The 20,252-nt window shown below is 75.6% G+C and carries 1 protein-coding gene; it reads left to right on the forward strand.

Annotated elements, in window-relative coordinates; translation table 11 throughout:
* The first annotated feature begins 82 nt into the window (after nucleotides 1–82).
* On the forward strand, nucleotides 83–20,251 hold the full coding sequence (locus ACIBA9_RS02100) for a non-ribosomal peptide synthase/polyketide synthase (RefSeq protein WP_399359422.1): 20,169 nt from the start codon (nucleotides 83–85) through the stop codon (nucleotides 20,249–20,251).
* Nucleotide 20,252: the final 1 nt, after the last annotated feature.

Genomic DNA, 20,252 nt, shown 5'->3' on the forward strand with positions numbered 1-20,252 from the left:
GCCGACCCCGGCGAACCCTCCCGGCCCGAACCCCGCCAAGTCCTCCGGGCCCAACCTGGTGAACCCTTCCGGGGCGGCCCCGGTGGACGTCTCCGGTGCGACAGCGGACACCGCCACCCCCGCCTCACCGGACCTCGCCGGGGGGAAGCCGGACACCGCCGGCCGGGTCTCCGCGGACATCCAGGGGCCGACGTCCGCGAAGGTGCCCGGTCCGGCCTCCCCGGACGTGTCCGAAGCGGCACCGTCCCACTTCGCCGGGAGCCGCTCCGCGAACCGCCCCGCCGGTGCCTCCATGCGGGATCGTGCCGAAGCGTTGCCCGAGGATCTCCGGGAGGCGCTGCGGCGGCGGCTGGCCGGGCGGGCCGGCGGTGCGCCGGGAGCCGCCGCGCGCGGCATATCGCGGGCCGGACGCGACCGGCCGCTGCCCCTGTCCTTCGCCCAGCAGCGCCTGTGGTTCCTGGACCGGCTGCGCCCCGGCGATCCCCGCTACAACAGCGCCGTCGCGGTCCGGCTGACCGGTGCCCCGGACCAGGACACGCTGGCGGCCGCGCTGAGCTCCGTCGTGGCCCGGCACGAGGCGCTGCGCACCACGTTCGAGGAGAGCGACGGCCGCCCGGCGCAGACCGTCCACCCCGCGGGCCCGGTGCCGCTGCCGGTCCGCGACACCACGGACACCGAAGCCGAACTGCTCCAGGAGTACTCCCGCCCCTTCGACCTGCACCGGGGCCCCCTGCTGCGCGCCCTGCTGCTGCGCGAGTCGGCAACGTCGCACGTGCTGCTGCTGACCGCCCATCACATCGTCACCGACGGCTGGTCGATGGGCATCGTCCTGGACGAACTGCGCACCGCCTACGACGCCCTCGCCCGCGGGGCCGCGCCGCAGCTGCCCCCGGTGGCGACGCAGTACCCGGACTTCGCGGTGTGGCAGCGCGAGCAGCTCTCGGGCGCCCGGCTGGAGCGACAGCTCGCCCACTGGCGGGAGAGACTGACCGGCGCGGTCGCCCCCGAACTGCCCCTGGACCGGCCGCGGCGCGGCGAGGAGGCGGGCGCGGGCGCCGTCCACACCTTCACCGTCCCCGCCCCCCTCACGGCACGGCTGCGCGACCTCGCGCGAGAACGGCACACCACCCTCCACACCGCCCTGGTCGCCGCCACCCAGGCCCTGCTGGCCCGCTGGTCCGGCCAAGACGACATCACCGTCGGCTCGCTCACCCCCGGCCGCTCCCGCACCGACCTCGAACGCACCGTCGGCTTCTTCGTGAACACGGTGGCGCTGCGCACACCGGTACGGTCGGCCGGCTCCTTCCGCGACCTGCTCGCGGACACCGCCGACACCGTCAACGACGCCTTCGCGTACGGCGACACCCCCTTCGAGCGGATCGTGGAGGCGGTGGGCGCGCCCCGCGAGGCGGGCCGCAACCCGCTGTTCGACGTGATGGTGCTGCTGCACCCCGACCCGCCCGCGGCGACCGCCCCGCACGGGCTCGCCACCACCGCGGTCACCGTGCCCCGCCAGGCGGCCACCTTCGACCTGAGCGTGGAGTTCGTGCCCGACGGGGACGGCCTGACCGGCCTGCTGGAATACCGCACCGACCTGTTCGACGCGGCGACCGCCGAACGCATGGCCGGGCAGCTGCTGCGGCTGCTCCAGGCCGCCACCACCGCCCCGGACCGGCCCCTCGGCGCCCTGCCCCTGCTGTCCGAACCGGAGCAGCGCAGGATAGTCCACGACTGGAACGCCGGCTCCCACCCCGTCGACGACACCACCTACCCGGAGATCTTCGAGCGCCGGGCGGCCGGCACCCCCACCGCGCTCGCCCTGGTCGCCGGCGACGAGCGGCTGGACTACGGCACGCTCAACGCCCGCGCCAACCGGCTCGCCCACCACCTCATAGCCCTCGGCGCCGGTCCCGAACGGCTGGTCGCGCTGCGGCTGCCACGCACCGCCGACATGATCACGGCGATCCTCGCCGTCTGGAAGTCCGGCGCCGGCTACCTGCCCCTGGACCCCGCGCTCCCCGAGGAACGCGTCCGGCACCTGCTGGAGGACGCCCACCCGGTGCTGGTCCTCGACGAGGCCGCGCTGCGCTCGGTGCCGGGCGGCCTCCCGGACACCGACCCCACCGACGCCGACCGCCGCGCACCGCTGGACCCGTGGCACACCGCGTACGTCGTCTACACCTCCGGTTCCACCGGCCGCCCCAAGGGCGTCGCCGTGGCCCACCGGGCGGCGGTCAACCTGCTGGCCGCGCACCGCGCCGGCTTCGTCGCCGACGCGGGCGGCGGCCGGCTGCGGGTGGCGCTCACCGCGTCCTTCTCCTTCGACACCTCCCTCGAAGGCGTGCTGCTGATGGCCGACGGCCACCCGCTGCACCTGGTCGACGAGGTGACCCGGATGGACCCGGCCGCCCTGGTCGAGTACGTCGTCGCGCACCGCGTGGACTTCCTCGACCTGACCCCCTCCTACCTTCGGCAGCTGCTGCCCGCCGGACTGCTCACCGACCCCCGGCACCGCCCCCGCGTGCTGATGCTCGGCGGCGAGGCGCTCGGAGTCGCCCTCTGGCGCGAACTGGCCGCCCACCCCGAGGTGGCCGCCTACAACTATTACGGGCCCACGGAGTGCACGGTCGACGCACTGGCCTGCCGGATCGAGGCAGCCGACCGCCCGCTGGTGGGCCGCCCGCTGCCGAACGTACGGGCCTACGTCCTCGACGACCGGCTGCGGCCGGTGCCCCCCGGCGTCGGCGGCGAGCTGTACCTCGCGGGCGAGCAGCTGGCCCGCGGCTACGCGGACCGGCCCGGTCTGACCGCGGCCCGGTTCACCGCCGATCCGTTCGGGCCGCCCGGCAGCCGTATGTACCGCACGGGCGACCTGGCCCGCTGGACCGCCGACGGGCGCCTCGACTACCTCGGGCGCGCCGACGACCAGGTCAAGGTGCGCGGTCACCGCATCGAACCCGGCGAGATCGAGGCGGCCTTGCTCGACCTGCCCGAGGTCGCCGCGGCCGCCGTCACCGCCGTCACCGACCCGCGCGGCCACACCCGGCTGGCCGCCTACGTCGTCCCCGCGCCCGGCGCGCCCCGGCCCGCCCCGGCGGAGCTGCGCGCGGCACTGCGCCGGGTGCTGCCCGACCACATGGTGCCGTCCTCCTTCACCCCGCTCACCGCGCTGCCGCTGACCACCAGCGGCAAGCTGGACCGCCGCGCCCTGCCCGCCCCCGAGCCCGAAGGAGCCGAAGCCGAAAGGGAGTTCACCGCGCCGCGCACGCCCGACGAGGAGACCCTGGCCGGCATCTGGGCCGAGGTGCTCGGGGTGGCCCGGGTCGGGGTCACGGACAACTTCTTCGAACTCGGCGGCGACTCGATCCTGAGCATCCAGGCCGTCTCCCGGGCCCGCGCCGCGGGCCTCGACATCGGTTCCCAGGACGTCTTCCGCCACCAGACGGTCGCCGACCTCGCCGCGGTGGCGGTCCGCCGGACGGCCACCGTGCCCGCGCCGCGCCGCCCGCTGGACGACGGCCCGGCCCCGCTGACCCCGGTGCAGGAGTGGTTCCTCGCCACCCACGGACCACTGCGCCATTTCAGCATGTCCCTGCTGCTCGACCTGCCGCACGACCTCCACGAGGAGGCGCTGGAGCGGGCCCTGGAGGCCGTCGTCGCCCGGCACCCCGCGCTGCGCACCCGCTTCACCCGCACGGCGGACACCTGGCGGCAGCACCCGGACGCCGGCCCGGCCACCGCACTGCTGACCCGGCACCCGGCCGGGACCGATCCCGCCGAGGCCGCCGACGCCGCCCGGGCGGCCCTGGACCCGGCCGCCGGAGCCCTGCTGCGCGCGGCCCTGTTGCCGGACCCGCAACGGCCGCGGCTGTTCCTGACCGCCCATCACCTCGCCGTGGACAGCGTCTCCTGGCGGGTGCTCCTCGCCGACCTGGCCCTCGCCTACCGGCGCGCCGTGGCGGGCGAGGACCCCCACCCGGAGCCCGAGCGGAGCCCCTTCACCGACTGGTCGCGGCGGCTGGCCGAGCGGGTACGGGCCGGCGACCTCGACGACGACCTGCCGTACTGGACGGCCGAGACGGCCGCGCCGCGTACCCCTCTGCCCGTGGACCTGCCCGGCACCCCACTCGCCGGATCCGTGCGCACCACCCGCACCCGGGTGGACCGCGCCACCACCGAGGCCCTGCTGCGCCGGGTGCCGGGCGTGTACCGCACCCAGGTCAACGACGTACTGCTCAGCGCGCTCGGCCGGGTGCTCGCCGACTGGGCGGGCGCCGAGCGGATCACCGTCGCCCTGGAGGGCCACGGCCGCGAGGAGGACCTGGCCGAGGGCGTCGACCTGTCCCGCACGGTCGGCTGGTTCACCAGCCAGTACCCCGTCACCCTCACCCCGGCCGGCCCGGCCGGCGCCCCCGACTGGGGCGCCACGCTCAAGAGCGTCAAGGAACGGCTGCGGGCCGTGCCCCGGCGCGGCCTCAGCTACCAGGCGCTGGCCTACCTCGGCTCACCCGACCCGGCGGCCCGCACGCTCGCCGAACTGCCGCTGCCCCAGGTGTGCTTCACCTATCACGGCCAGTGGGGGGCCTCCGAGGGAGGGGACTTCACCCCCGCCGCGGACGTGCCCGGCCGGGACATGGACCCGCAAGCGCCCCTGGACCACCTCCTCGACGTCTCGGCCGTGGTGGCCGACGGCGAACTGGAGATCACCTGGCACTACAGCGACCAGGTACACCGGGCGGACACCGTCCGGGAGTTGGCGCAGGCCATGACCGCCGCCCTCGCCGCCATCGCCGAGCACTGCGCCCGCCCCGGCGCGGGCGGCCGCACCCCCTCCGACTTCCCGCTGGCGCGCCTTGACCAGACCGCGGTGGACCGCCTCGTCGGCGACGGCCGCGACGTGACGGACCTGCTGCCGCTCACCCCGCTCCAGGAGGGCATGCTCTTCCACCGCCTGGTCGGCGGGCCGGACGACGTGTACGTCGACCAGGCCGCGCTGCTCCTGGAAGGCGTGAGCGACCCGGACGCCCTGGCGCTCGCCTGGCAGCGGGTCGCCGACCACACCCCGGCCCTGCGCACCTCGGTGGTCTGGGAGGGCGTTCCCCTCCCGCTCCAGGTCGTGCACCGCGAAGCCCCGCTGCCGATCGAACAGTTGGACTGGCGTCGGGTGGACGCGGGGGAGCGGGCCGAGCGGCTGGCAAGGCTGCGCGCCGACGATCTCGCGCGCGGCCTGGACCTCACCGCGGCGCCGTTGACGCGGCTCACCCTCGTCCGGCTGCCCGACGCCCGGCTGCAGCTGCTGTGGACCTCCCACCACCTGATCCTGGACGGCTGGAGCCTGGCCCAGGTGCTCACCGACGTGTTCGAGGAGTACGCGGCCCTCGTCAGCGGCACCGAGCCGCGGCCCACCGTACGGCGGCCCTTCGGGGACTACGTGCACTGGTTGGCCGGCCAGGACACCGACGCCGCCCGCGCCCACTGGCGGTCCGTCCTGGACGGGTTCGCCACACCGACCCCCCTGCCCTTCGAACGGCCCCGGCGGACGGGCCACGAGACCCGCTCGACACAGATGCTCACGGCGGGCCTGTCCGAGGAGACCTCGGCGCGGCTCGCCCGCACCGCCCGCGCGGCGGGACTGACCCTCGGCACCGTGGTGCAGGGCGCCTGGGCGCTGCTGCTGTCCCGCTACAGCGCCGAGCGGGACGTGCTGTTCGGCACCACCGTCTCCGGCCGCCCCGACGACCTGCCGGGCGTGGAGTCGATGGTCGGCATGTTCATCAACACCCTGCCCACCCGCGTGAGCGTGGACGGCGGCCGTAGCGCCACCGCCTGGCTGAGGGAGATGCAGGAGGCGCAGGCCGAGGCCCGCCGGTTCGCCGCGGTCTCCCTCGCCGAACTGACCGGCCTCAGCGCCGTACCGCCCGGCAGCGCGCTGTTCGACAGCATGGTCGCCTTCGAGAACTACCCCTTCGACGAGGCCCGTTCGGCCGGTTCCGGCATTCGCCTGGCCGAGGTCTCCTCCCGGGACGCCACCAACTACGCCCTCGTGCTGCGCGCCTACCAGGGCGAGCGCTTCGGCTTCGACCTCGCCTACGACCCCGCACTGTTCGACGGCACGACCGTACGCTCCCTCGCCGACCGGCTGTGCCTGCTGCTCACCGAGCTGGCCGACGACCCCGAACGCCCGCTGCGCGCCCTGGCCTGGACCACCGCCGAGGAGCGGCGGCGCATGCTGGTCGAGTGGAACGGCACCGAGGAGGGCCGGCCCACCGAGACCCTCGTCGACCTCTTCACCGCCCAGGCCGCCCGGACCCCCGCCGCCGAGGCGGTCTGCTGCGGCGACGAGCGCCTCGACTACGCCACGCTGAACGCGCGGGCCAACCGGCTCGCCCACCGGCTCGCCGAACTCGGCGCCGGACGCGAGCGGTTCGTGGCCCTCGCCCTGCCCCGCTCCTGCGACCAGGTCGTGGCCGTCCTCGCCGTCCTGAAGACCGGCGCCGCCTATCTGCCCATCGACCCCGCACTGCCCGCCGAACGCATAACAGCCCTGCTGGCGGACGCCGCCCCGGTGGCCCTGGTGACGACGGCACCGACCGCCGCGCGGGTCACCGGCACCGCCGTACCGCTGCTGGCGCTGGACGACGCCGGGGTGCGGGCCGACCTGGAGCGCCGCCCGGACACCGACCCCGAGGACCCGGCCCGGCGCCCGCTGCCCGAGAGCCCCGCCTACGCCATCTACACCTCCGGATCCACCGGCCGCCCCAAGGGAGTCGTCGTCCCGCACGCGGGTGTGGTGCGCCTGTTCACCCGCACCCGGCAGTGGTTCGGATTCGGCGCCGGCGACGTGTGGACGCTGTTCCACTCCTACGCCTTCGACTTCTCGGTGTGGGAGCTGTGGGGCGCGCTGCTGCACGGCGGCCGGCTCGTCGTCGTCCCCGACGACATCGCCCGCTCCCCGGAGGACTTCCTGCGCCTGCTCGCCGACGAACAGGTCACCGTCCTCAACCAGACCCCCTCCGCCTTCTACCCGCTGGCCCGCGCCGACGCCGAACTCGCCGACGTGAGCGCCCGGTTGGCGCTGCGTACGGTGATCTTCGGCGGTGAGGCGCTGGACGTGTCCCGGCTCGCCGACTGGTACGGCCGCCACCCCGACACCGCGCCGCGCCTGGTGAACATGTACGGCATCACCGAGACCACCGTGCACGTCACCTACGCCCCGCTGGACCGCGCGACCGCCCGCACCGACACCGCGAGCCCCATCGGCACCGGCATCCCCGACCTGCGCGTCCACGTCCTCGACGAGTCGCTGCACCCCGTTCCGCCGGGAGCCGTCGGCGAGCTGTACGTGGCCGGCGAGGGAGTGGCCCGGGGCTATCTGGGCCGCCCCGGACTGACCGCGACCCGTTTCCTCGCCGACCCGTTCGGGCGGCCCGGCACGCGCATGTACCGCACCGGCGACCGGGCCCGCCGCCGGCCCGACGGCACCCTGGAGTACCTGGGCCGCGCCGACCAGCAGGTGAAGATCCGCGGCTACCGCATCGAACCCGGCGAGATCGAGGCCGCCCTGCACACCCACCCGGGCGTCGGCGCCGCCACCGTGGGCGTCTACGAGGACACCGCGGGGACGCGCCGGCTGGTGGCGCATGTCGTCGGCACCGGCAGCGGCGACCGCGCCACCGCGCCGCCCACCGCCGCCGAACTCCGCTCCCACCTGGAGCGGTCACTGCCCGCGCACATGGTGCCCGCCGCCTATGTGCCGATGACGGCCCTGCCGCTCACCGTCAACGGCAAGCTCGACCGCCGGGCCCTGCCCGCGCCCGGCCCCGACGGGTTCGCCGCCGGCGGCCACCGCACCCCGCCGCGCACCCCCGCCGAACGGCTGGTCGCCGCCGCCTGGGCGGACGTCCTGGACACCGACGAGGTCGGCGCCGACGACGACTTCTTCGCCCTCGGCGGCGACTCCATCCTCGCCGTCCGCGTCGTCTCCCGGCTGCGCGCCGCCTTCGGCACCGATGTCTCGCCCCGCCTGCTGTTCACCCACCCCACCCTGTCCGACCTCGCGGCCGCCCTCGGCGAGCCGCCCTCCGACGACACCACCCCCGCCGGCTCCGCCCCGTCCGGCAGCATCCCGGCCGCCGACCCGGACACCCCGGCGCCGCTGTCGTACGCCCAGCAACGGCTGTGGTTCCTCGATCGGTTCGAGCCGGACAGCACCGAGTACACGACGCTGTCCGTGCTGCGGCTGCGCGGCCCGCTCGACCAGGCCGCTCTGCGCGCCGCGCTGGACGGCCTGGTCGCCCGGCACGAGGCGCTGCGCACCACCTTCGAGGAACACGACGGACAGGCCCGGCAGATCGTCCACCCGCCGTACCCGGTCGAGGTGCCGGTGGCCGACCTCGCGGACGCCGCCGCCCTGGACGCCCTCCTCGCAGGCGAGGCCGCCACCCCCTTCGACCTGGCCGCCGGACCGCCGCTGCGCGCCCGGCTTGGCCGCCTCGCCGCCGACCACCACGTCCTGGTCCTCGCCGTCCACCACATCGTCACCGACGGCTGGTCCCTCGGCGTCCTCGGCCGCGACCTGGGCGAGTTGTACACGGCGGCCCACGAGGGTCGCAGCCCCGCACTGCCCGCCCTGCCCGTGCGCTACGCCGACTACGCCGCCTGGCAGCGCGGCCGCTCCGACCTCTGCGAGACCGGTCTCGCCCACTGGCGCCGCGCCCTGGACGGGGTCACCCCCCTGGAGCTGCCCACCGACCGGCCGCGCCCCGCCGTCCGCACCCGCGACGGCGCCCTGCTGACCTTCTCCCTGCCCCCGGCCCTGACCGAGCGGCTGCGTGAGCGCGGCCGGGAGGCCGACGCCACCCTCTACATGACCCTCGTGACCGCCTGCCAGGTTCTGCTCGCCCGTTGGGCCGGACAGCAGGACGTCACGGTGGGAACCGTCACCGCGGGTCGCGACCGGCCCGAACTGCACGACGTCGTCGGCATGTTCGTCAACACGCTCGTCCTGCGCGCCCGGGTCCGGCCCGACCTGCCGTTCCGCGACCTGCTGACCGAGGTGCGGGGCACCGTCCTGGACGCGTTCGCCCACCAGGACGTGCCCTTCGAGCGGGTGGTGGACGCCCTCCAGCCGGAACGGGACACCAGCCGCACCCCGCTGTTCCAGGTCATGGTGGCCCTGCACAACCTGGGGGCCGAAGAACTCCGGCTGCCGGGCCTGCGCACCGAACCGGTGACCCCGCCGGTCCGCAACGCCACCTTCGACCTCGCCTTCGACTTCGTCGAACGCGACGGCGGGCTCACCGGCTACCTGGAGTACAACACCGGCCTGTTCGACGCCGCCACCGTCGAAGGACTGGCCGACCGGCTGCGGATCCTGCTGGAGGCCGCGGCCGAGGACCCCGAACGCGCAGTCAGCGCACTGCCGTTGATGACCGACGACGAACGCAGGCGGGTTCTCGGCTTCGGCCGGGGCGCCCATCTGCCCGAACCGGAGACCACCTTCCCCGCCCTGTTCCAGGCACAGGCCGCCCGCACCCCGCACCCCACCGCGCTGGTGGCCCGGGACGCCACCCTCGACCTCGCCACGCTGAACGAGCGGGCCAACCGCCTCGCCCACCACCTCATCACCCTCGGAGCCGGACCCGAACGGGTGGTCGCCCTCCGGCTTCCGCGCACCTCCGAACTGGTCGTGGCCCTGCTCGCGGTGCTGAAATCGGGCGCCGCCGTGCTCTGCCTCGACCCCGAACTGCCCGAGGAACGCGCCCGGTTCCTCCTCGACGACGCCCGGCCGCACACCCTCCTGACCGGCCTGGGCGGGGTGCCCTGGGACCGGCTGCCCGCCCACGACCCCACCGACGCCGACCGCACCGGCCCGCTGCTGCCCGGACACACCGCCTACCTCGTCTACACCTCCGGCTCCACCGGCCGCCCCAAGGGCGTCGCCGTCGAACACCGGCAACTGGTCAACCTCTGCCACGACCACCGGGCGCGGCTGCTCGCCCCGCACACCACCGACGGCCGGCGGCTGCGGGCCGCGCTCAGCGCCTCCTTCTCCTTCGACACCTCCTGGGAAGGACCGCTGCTGCTCGCCCTCGGCCACGAGGTCCACCTCGTCGACGAGGACGTACGCCTGGACCCGCAGGCCTTCTGCGCCCAGGTCGCCGAGGACCGGCTGGACCTGGTGAACGTCACCCCGTCCTTCCTGCGCGAACTCACCTCCGCCGGACTGCTGGCCCCCGGCCGCCACCACCCGCGCCTGCTGCTGGTCGGCGGCGAGGCGGTCACCACCGCCGACTGGCGCGAACTGGCCGCGGCCGAACGGGACCTGGGCATCAGCGTCCACAACATGTACGGGCCCACCGAGTGCACCGTCGACGCCGTCTACGGCCGCTGCGCCGACAGTCCCGGCCGCCCGGTCATCGGCCGCCCCGGCGGCAATCTGCGCGCCTACGTCCTCGACGGCGCCCTGCGCCCGGTGCCGCCCGGCGTTCCCGGCGAGCTGTACCTGGCCGGAGCACAGGTGGCCCGCGGCTATCTGAACCGGCCCGGACTGACCGCGGCCCGCTTCCTCGCCGACCCGTTCGGGGCGCCGGGGGAGCGGATGTACCGCACGGGCGACCGGGCCCGCTGGGTGGAGGAGGGGCTGCTGGAGTTCCTCGGCCGGGTCGACGAACAGGTCAAGATCCGCGGGTTCCGCATCGAGCCCGGCGAGGTGGAGGCCGCCCTCCTGGACCACCCCGGCGTCGCCGACGCGGCGGTGGCCGCCCGCGAACACGCCGGCCGCCTCGTCCTGGCCGCCTACCTCGTGCCCGCCGGCGAGCGTGTCCCGCCGACCGACGAACTGCGCCTGCGGCTGCGGCGTACGCTGCCCGACCACATGGTGCCCACCGCGTTCGTCCCGCTGGCCCGCATCCCGCGCACCACCAGCGGCAAGACGGACCGCCGGGCGCTGCCCGCACCGCCCGCGCAGGCCGACTCCGCCACCCCGTACGTGGCGCCCAGGCCCGGCACCGAGGAGCGGCTCGCCGCGATCTGGGCGGAGGTGCTCGGAGCCGAACGCGTCGGCGCCCGGGACAACTTCTTCACCCTCGGCGGCGACTCCATCCTCAGCATCCAGATCGTCTCCCGCGCCCGGCAGGCCGGACTCGCCCTCACCACCAAGGACGTCTTCCGGCACCAGACCGTCGCCGAACTCGCCCTGCGCGTCGGCGAGGCCACCGCCCGTGCGGCCGCCACCGGCGACGTCCCGCCCGCCCGAGCACCGCTCACCCCCATCCAGCACTGGTACCTCGACGGCCGTGACCCCGCCCGCCGTCTGCGCTTCACCATGACCCAGCGGCTGCGCACGGCCCCCGGCACCGACCCGGCCGCCCTGCGCCGGGCCACCGAGGCCCTCGTCGCCCGGCACGCCGCCCTGCGCACCCGCTTCCGGCACACCGGAACCGGCTGGTACCAGGAGGTCCTTGACGAGGCACCGGACCCCGTCCTCACCCGGCACGACACCGCCCGGCTGGACGGCCCGGCACTGGAGGCGGAGGTACAGCGACGCGCCGAGGAGGCACAGGCCGGCCTCGATCCGGCCACGGGGCGCGTCCTGCGCGTCCTGTTCTTCGACCCCGGCCCGGACCGTGAGGGCCAACTCGTGCTCATCGCACACCACTTGGTGGTGGACGGGGTGTCCTGGCGCATCCTGCTCGCGGACCTGGAGACCGGCTACCGGGCGGCCGCCGCAGGACAGCCGGTGACACTGCCCGCCGCCGGTACCTCCTACGGGCACTGGGCCGTCCGGCTGGACGAGCACACCCGCTCCGGCGCCCTGGACGCCGACCTGCCGTACTGGACCGAAACCGGCACCGCCCCGGCCGAGCTGCCCGAGGGCCGCCCCGGCCCCAACACCCACGGCGGCGCCGCCACCGTCACCGTCACCCTGGACCCCGACACCACCGACGCCCTGCTGCGCCAGGTCCCGGAGGTGTACCGCACCCAGGTCAACGACGTCCTCCTCAGCGCCCTCGGCCGCACCCTGGCCCGCTGGTGCGGCCGCGACACCGTACTGATCGGCGTGGAGGGACACGGCCGCGAGGACCTCTTCGACGACGTCGACCTGTCCCGCACGGTGGGATGGTTCACCGCGGAGTTCCCGCTCGCCCTGCGCGTGGCGGCGGACGCCGGCTGGCACGACACCCTCCGCTCGGTCAAGGAGCAGCTGCGCGCCGTGCCGCTGCGCGGTCTGAGCCACGGCGCCCTGCGCCATCTGCTGCCCGGCGGCCCGCTCACCGGCGCCCCGGCCCCGCGGGTCGGCTTCAACTACCACGGGCAGTGGGACGCCGGCGGCCCCGGCGCCCACGCCCTGATCACCGGGGCGCTGCCCCCGGCCGGCCGCGACACCGACCCGGACGAGCCCCGCCCCTACCTGCTGGACATCACCGGCGTCGTCCAGCGCGGACGCCTCGAACTGGGCTGGACCTACCCGGCCGCCGTCTACGACGAGGAGACCGTCCGCCGGCTGGCCGAGGAGACGCTCACCGCCCTGCGCGACATCGCCGCCCACTGCGCGCGTCCCGAGGCGGGCGGCCGCACCCCCTCCGACTTCCCCCTGGCCGGCCTCGCCCAGGAGCAGCTCGACGCGCTGATCGGCGACGGCCGGCACGTCGAGGACGTCCTGCCGCTCACCCCGCTGCAGTCCGGCATGCTCTTCCACGGGCTCGTCGACACCGAGGCGGCGTACTTCGACCGCACCGCGGTACGGCTCTCGGGCGTCGCCGACCCGCGCGCCTTCGCCGAGGCCTGGCAGCGGGTCGCCGACCGCACCCCGGCCCTGCGCACCAGCGTGCACTGGCGCGGCCTGCCCCGGCCCGTACAGGTGGTCCGGCACCACGCCGAGCTGCCGGTCACGCACCTCGACTGGCGCGGCCTGACGCCCGAGGCGCGCGCGGTCGAGACGGAACGGCTGCTCGCCGAGGACCGAGCCGCCGGAATGGATCTGGAGACCGCCCCGCTCACCCGGCTCACCCTGGCCGCGCTGCCCGGCGACGAGGTGCTGCTGGTGTGGTCCACGCACCACATCGCGCTGGACGGCTGGAGCACCGGACAGCTGCTCACCGAGGTGTGCGAACGCTATGCCGCGCTCACCGGCGGTCCGGACGCGCAGGCCCCGGTACGGCGGCCGTTCGCGGACTTCCTGCACTGGCTGGGCGCCCAGGACGAGACGGCGGCCGAACGGCACTGGTCCGACGCGCTGGCCGGGTTCACCGCCCGCACCCCGCTGCCCTACGACCGCACACCCGCCGAGGCGCACCGCGCCCGGTCCGCCGCTGCCGTCCACCACGAGCTGGACGAGAAGGTCTCCCGGCGGCTGCGGGAGACCGCCGCGCACGCCGGACTCACCGTCAACACCGTCGTCGAGGGTGCCTGGGGATTGCTGCTGGCCCGCTCCGGCGGACGCGACGACGTGGTGTTCGGCACGACCGTCTCCGGCCGCCCGGCCGAACTGCCCGGCGTCGAGACCATGATCGGCATGTTCATCAACACCGTGCCGACCCGGGTACGCGTCCCCGGCGGACGGGTGCTGCCCTGGCTGCGCGACCTCCAGGAGCGGCAGAGCGAGGCCCGCCGCTTCGACTTCCTCGCCCTGCCCCGCATCCAGGCCGCCACCGAAGTCCCGTCCGGCGAAGCCCTGTTCGACAGCATGGTGGTGTTCGAGAACTATCCCGTGGACGAGGCCGCCACGGCCCGCACCGGCGTCGGCGTGGTGGAGGTGCGCGCCGACGACGCCACCACCTTCCCGTGGTGCCTGCGCGCCCATCTGGCCGACCGGCTCGGCTTCGACCTGGCCTACGACCCCGCGCTGTTCGACCGCGTCACCGTCGAGCGGGCCGCCGGCCGGCTGGCCGCGCTGCTCACCACCCTCGCCGACGGCGTCGACGGCGACCTCGACGACCTGGACCTGCTCACCGAGGCCGACCGGCGACTCCTGGCGCAGTGGAACGCCCCCGCCCGCCAGGTGGCGCCGGCCGGCCCGGTGGAGCTGTTCGCCGCCCAGGTCAAGCGCGCCCCCGACGCGGTCGCGGTCCGCGACGGCGACCGGGAGGTGACCTACCGTCAACTGGACCGGTGGGCGGCCCGGCTCGCCGACCGGCTACGGGCCGACGGCCTGACGCCAGAGGGCCGGGTGGCGCTCGCGATGGACCGCTCGGCCGAACTCGTCGTGGCCCAGCTCGCGGTCCTCATGGCGGGCGGCGCCTACGTCCCCGTCGACACCCGGGCGCCCGAGGAACGCCGCCGCACCCTCCTGGCCCAGGCCGGAGCCACCGTCCACCTCACGGCCACCGAGGTCACCGCGGCGATCCCGGCCGGCCCGGCCGCCCACACCGGCGCGGCACCGGACGGTGCGCCGGCTGTCGACCCCGACCGGCTGGCGTACGTGATGTTCACCTCCGGATCCACCGGCCGGCCCAAGGCCGTGGCGGTGCGGCACCGGGACGTCGCGGCGCTCGCCACCGACAGCCGTTTCGCCGGTGGCGTGTGCGCCCGGGTGCTGCTGCACTCGCCGGTGGCCTTCGACGCCGCCACCTTCGAGGTGTGGGCACCGCTGCTCACCGGCGGGACGGTGGTCGTGGCTCCGGACGGGCCCGTCGACGCGACCCTCGTACGGCGCCTGGCCGCCGAGGGCGGGCTGACGGCACTGTGGCTCACCGCGGGCCTCTTCCGGCTCCTCGCCCAGGACGCACCGGACTGCTTCCGCGGTCTGGCCCAGGTGTGGACCGGCGGTGACGTCGTCCCGGCCGCCGCCGTGCGCCGGGTACTGGCCGCCTGCCCCGGCCTGAGCGTGGTCGACGGCTACGGACCCACCGAGACGACGACGTTCGCCACCTCCTTCGCCCTCACCGACGCGACGGCGGTCCCGGACACCGTGCCCATCGGCCACCCCCTGGACGACATGCGCGTCCACGTCCTCGACGGCCGGCTGCGGCCCGTCCCGCCGGGCTGCGCGGGCGAGCTGTACCTGGCCGGCGAGGGGGTGGCGCGAGGCTATCTGGGCCGCCCCGGCGACACCGCGGCCCGCTTCCTCGCCGACCCCTACGGGCCGCCCGGCGCCCGTATGTACCGCACCGGCGACCTCGCCCGGCGGCGCCCGGACGGCACCGTCGAGTTCCTCGGCCGGGCCGACGGCCAGGTCAAGATCCGCGGCTTCCGGGTGGAGCCCGGCGAGGTCGAGGCCGTGCTCGCGGCCCACCCCGACGTCGTGGACGTGGCCGTGCTGGCGCGGGAGGACCGGCCGGGCGCCAAGCGGCTCGTGGCCTACGTGGTCGGACCCGCCGGAGAGGATCCGGCCGAGTTGGCGGCGTTCGCCGCGCGCACCCTGCCCGACTACCTCGTGCCCAGCGCCTTCGTCGCGCTCGACGCCCTGCCGCTGAGCGGCAACGGCAAGGTCGACCGTGCCGCTCTCCCGGCGCCGGGGGACCTGCCGGGCCACGAGCGGGTCGAGCCCCGCGACGACGCCGAGCGGCGCACGGCGGAGGTTTTCGCCGAGGTGCTGGGCATCGAACCGCCCGGTGTGGAGGACGACTTCTTCACCCTCGGCGGCGATTCCATCCTCAGCATCCGGCTCGCCTCCCGCCTCGGCGAGGCCTTCGGCACCGACCTCACCCCCCGAGCCGTCTTCACACACCCGACGCCCGCCGCCCTCGCCCGCCTGCTCGCCGACGCGCGGCCCGGGGCCCTCACGCCGATCGTCCCGCTGGCCCGCGACGCGGTCGCGCCGATGTCGTACGCCCAGCAACGCCTGTGGTTCCTGGAGGAGTTCGCCCCCGGCGGCGCCGAGTACGTCACCGCGCTCGCGCTGCGGCTGCGCGGCACCCTGGACACCGGCGCCCTCACCGCCGCGCTCGGCGCCCTGGCGGCCCGGCACGAGTCGCTGCGCACCACCTTCGACAGCGTCGACGGCCACGGCATCCAGGTCGTCCACCCGCCGCAGGACGTGCCCCTGGCGACGCACGACCTGTCCGCGCTGCCCGGACAGCGGCGGGAGCCGGCCCTGCGCCACCTGCTCGCCAAGGAGCGCGCCTGCCCCTTCGACCTGCGCCGGGGCCCGCTGCTGCGCGCCGGCCTGGTCCGTCTGGCCGACGACGACCACGTCCTCGCCCTGACCCTGCACCACATCGTCACCGACGGCTGGTCCACGTCGGTACTCCTCGGCGACCTCGCTCACTTCTACCGCGCCGAACTCGGAGCGGAGGCAGGGGAGTTGCCGCCACTGCCGGTGCGGTACGCCGACTACGCCCACTGGCAGCGCACGGCCGGTGCCACGGGCGCGGAGGACCAACTGGCCTACTGGAAGGACCGGCTCGCCGACGCCCAGCCGCTGGAGCTGCCCACCGACCGGCCCCGGCCGCCGGTCCGCACCAGCCACGGGGCGACGACCCGTCTGGTGGTGCCGGCCCGGACCGCCCGGCGCCTGACCCGCCTCGCCCGGGAGCGGGGAACCACCCTGTTCACCGCGCTCGTCGCCGCCGCCCAGGCCTACCTCGCCCGGATCTCCGGCGGCACGGACATCACCGTCGGCACGGTCACCTCCGGCCGCGACCGGACCGAGACACAGCACCTCGTCGGGTTCTTCGTCAACACCCTGGTCCTGCGCTCGCGGGTACGCACCGAACGTCCCTTCGGCGAGTTCCTCACCGGGGTACGGGAGACGGTCCTGGACGCCTTCGCCCACCAGGACGTGCCGTTCGAGCGGGTGGTGGACGAGGTCCAGCCGGTCCGCGACACCAGCCGCACCCCGCTCTTCCAGGTCATGGTCGTCCTGCAGAACACCCCGGCCGCCGACCTTGAACTGCCGGGCCTGGACGTCACCGACGTCGAACCCGACTCCGAACAGGCCGCGTTCGACCTCACCCTGGAGTTCGCCGAGACCGGCTCCGGAGCGCTGCACGGCCTGCTCACCTACAACACCGACCTGTTCGACGCGGCGACGGCCGAGCGGATGGCCGCCCAGCTCGGCACCCTGCTGGCCGCCGTCGCGGAGAACCCCGACCGCCCCGTCGGCGCGCTGCCGCTGACCTCCGACGACGAGCTGAAGTCCCTGCTGGAGCAGGGGCGGGGCACCTTCCGCCCGGTCCCCGAGGCGACGCTGCCGGAGCTGTTCCAGCGGCAGGCGGCCCGTACCCCGGACGCGGTGGCGCTGGTGGCCGGTGACCGTGAGCTGACCTACGCGGACGTGGACCGGGCGGCCAACCGGCTCGCCCACCGGCTCATCCGGGACGGCGTCGGACCGGAGCGGGTGGTGGCGCTGGCCCTGGCCCGCTCCGCCGAGACCGTGCTCGCCCAGCTCGCCGTCACCAAGGCCGGCGGCGCCTTCCTGCCCGTCGACCCCGACTACCCGGCACAGCGTCGCCAGTTCATGATCCGGGACGCGGGCGCCCACCTGGTGCTCGACGACCCGGCCGAGGTGTGGGCCGCCGAGGGACCGGACACGGCGCCCACCGACGCCGACCGCACCGCCCCCCTCACGCCCGCCCACCCCGCCTACGTCATCTACACCTCCGGCTCGACCGGCACCCCCAAGGGCGTGGTGGTCACCCACCGCGGCCTGGCCTCCTTCGCAGCGGCCGCCGCAGAGCGATACGCGGCGGGCCCCGGCGACCGGGTCCTGCAGTTCGCCTCGCCCAGCTTCGACGCCTCCGTACTGGAACTGTGCACGTCCCTGCTCGGCGGCGCCGCACTGGTCACCGGGGAGGAAGGCCCGCTGGTCGGCGACCGGCTGGCCGAGGTGCTCGCCACCCGCCGCGTCAGCCACACCCTGATCCCGCCCGCGGCCCTCGCCACCGTCCCGCCGCCGACGGCGGCCACCCTGACCGATCTGCGCACCCTCATCGTCGGCGCCGAGGCCTGCCCGGCCGACCTCGTCGACACCTGGGCACCCGGCCGCCGGCTCATCAACTCCTACGGCCCGACCGAGGCCACCGTCGTCGCCACCTGGACCGGCCCGCTGGCAGCGGAGACCGGCGCCCCGCCCATCGGCCGCCCCTCCGGCGCCACCCGCGTCCACGTGCTGGACGCCGCGCTGCGCCCGGTCCCGCCCGGTGTCACCGGAGAGCTGTACGTGGCGGGCCCCGGCCTCGCCCGCGGCTACCTCGGCCGGCCCGGGCTCACCGCCCAGCGGTTCGTCGCCGACCCGTTCGGCGCGCCGGGGGAGCGGATGTACCGTACCGGCGACCTGGTGCGCTGGACCGCCGACGGCCAACTCCGGTTCGCCGGCCGCGTGGACGACCAGGTCAAGCTGCGCGGTTTCCGCATCGAACCGGGCGAGATAGAAAGCGCGCTGCGGCGCAGTCCCCTCGTACGGGACGCGGTCGTCGTCGTACGCGCCGACCCACCCGCCGTGCGCACGGACGCGGCGGACGGACCGGAGCGGGACACCGCGGCCGGAGCAGCGCCCGCCCGGCTCGTGGCCTACGTCGTCCCGGCGGACCCGTCCGGCGCCGCACCGCCCGTCGGGGACCTGCGGGAGCACCTGGCACACCTGCTGCCCCCGCACATGGTGCCGGCGCTCTTCGTTCCCCTGCCGTCGCTGCCGCTCACCCCCAACGGCAAACTCGACCGCGCCGCCCTGCCGGCCCCCGGGCCCACGCGGACGGCCGACGAGCCGCGCACCGCGCCGCGCACGGACACCGAGCGCCGGATCGCCCGGATCTGGGCCGAGGTGCTCGGCATCGAGGAGGTGGGCGCCGACGACAACTTCTTCGCGCTCGGCGGCGACTCCATCCTCAGCATGCAGGTCGTCTCCCGGCTGCGCCGGGACGGCCTGCACCTGGCCACCCGGGACCTCTTCACCCACCAGACCGTCGCCGAACTGGCCACCGTCGTACGCGGCGCGCCCCAGGGCGCCGACGACGGACCGGTCACCGGCGAGGTGCCGCTGACCCCCATCCAGGAGTGGTTCCTGACCACTCCGCGCGCCGCCCACCACCACTTCAACCAGTCGGCGCTGCTCGAACTCGACGGCACCCCCGACCAAGGGGCCCTGCGCCTGAGCCTGGCCGCCCTGCTGGAGCACCATGACGCGCTGCGCATGCGGTTCACCCGCGACGAGGAGGGCTGGCACCAGTTCAACCCGCCGCCCGCCGGGAGCGACGACGTCCTCGTGTGCCACGACCTGACGGGCCTGCCCGCCGAGGAGGCCGACGCGGCCATGCGCAAGGTCGCGGACGACCTGCACGCGAGCTTCGACCTGGCCCGTGGCCCGCAACTGCGGGCGGCCCTGTTCACCGGTGACCCGGACCGGCCGGTGTTCCTCCTGCTCGTCGCCCACCACCTGGTGATCGACGCCGTCTCCTGGCGCATCCTGGGCGACGACCTGGAGACCGCCTACCGGCAGGCGGCCGCGGGCGACCCGGTCACCCTGGGAGAGCGCGGAACCAGCTTCCGGGCGTGGTCGACGAAACTCTCGGCGTACGTCGCCGAGGGCGGCCTCGACGACGAACTGCCCTACTGGGAGGAGGCCGTACGCGCCGAACCCGCCCCCGTGGACGCGCCGCCCGGAGCCGAGGACGCGCGGACGGCCGTGGTCGGCGTCGAACTCGACGAGGAGGACACCGCGGCCCTGCTGCGCTCGGCCCCCACCGCCTACCGCACCCGCGTCAACGACGTGCTGCTCGCCGCCCTGGCCCTGGCTCTGGCCCGCTGGACGGGACACGAGCGGGTCCGCCTGGATCTCGAGGGACACGGCCGCGAGGAACTACTCGACGGCGTCGACCTCTCCCGCACCGTCGGCTGGTTCACCACCGTCCACCCGGTCGCCCTGAGGGTGTCGGACCCCGGCGACCTCGGCCCCGAGCGGGACTGGCGGGACCTGGTGAAGTCGGTGCGCCGCCAGCTGCGCGCCGTCCCCGGCGGCGGTCTCGGCTTCGGCGCCCTGCGCACCTTCGGCCCGCCCGAGGTCCGCGAGCGCCTCGGCTCCGGGACCCACGGGCAGGTGGTGTTCAACTACCTGGGCCAGTGGGACTCCGGGCCCGGGACCCGGGGCGGCGGCCTGGTGCGCGCCGAGCACGGCTCCTTCGGACAGGACCACGACCCCCGCGACCCCGGCTCGCACCTGGTGGAGGTGGTGGGCGCGGTCCAGCACGGCCGCCTCGCCTTCACCTGGCATCACCGGCCCGGCATCCACGACACGGCGACCGTCCGGCGCGTCGCCGAGGAGTTCGCCCAGGCGCTGCGGCACATCGCCCGGCACGCGCGGGGAGGCCGATGAC

The sequence above is a fragment of the Streptomyces sp. NPDC051452 genome (genome assembly GCF_044454765.1).
Lineage (GTDB): Bacteria > Actinomycetota > Actinomycetes > Streptomycetales > Streptomycetaceae > Streptomyces.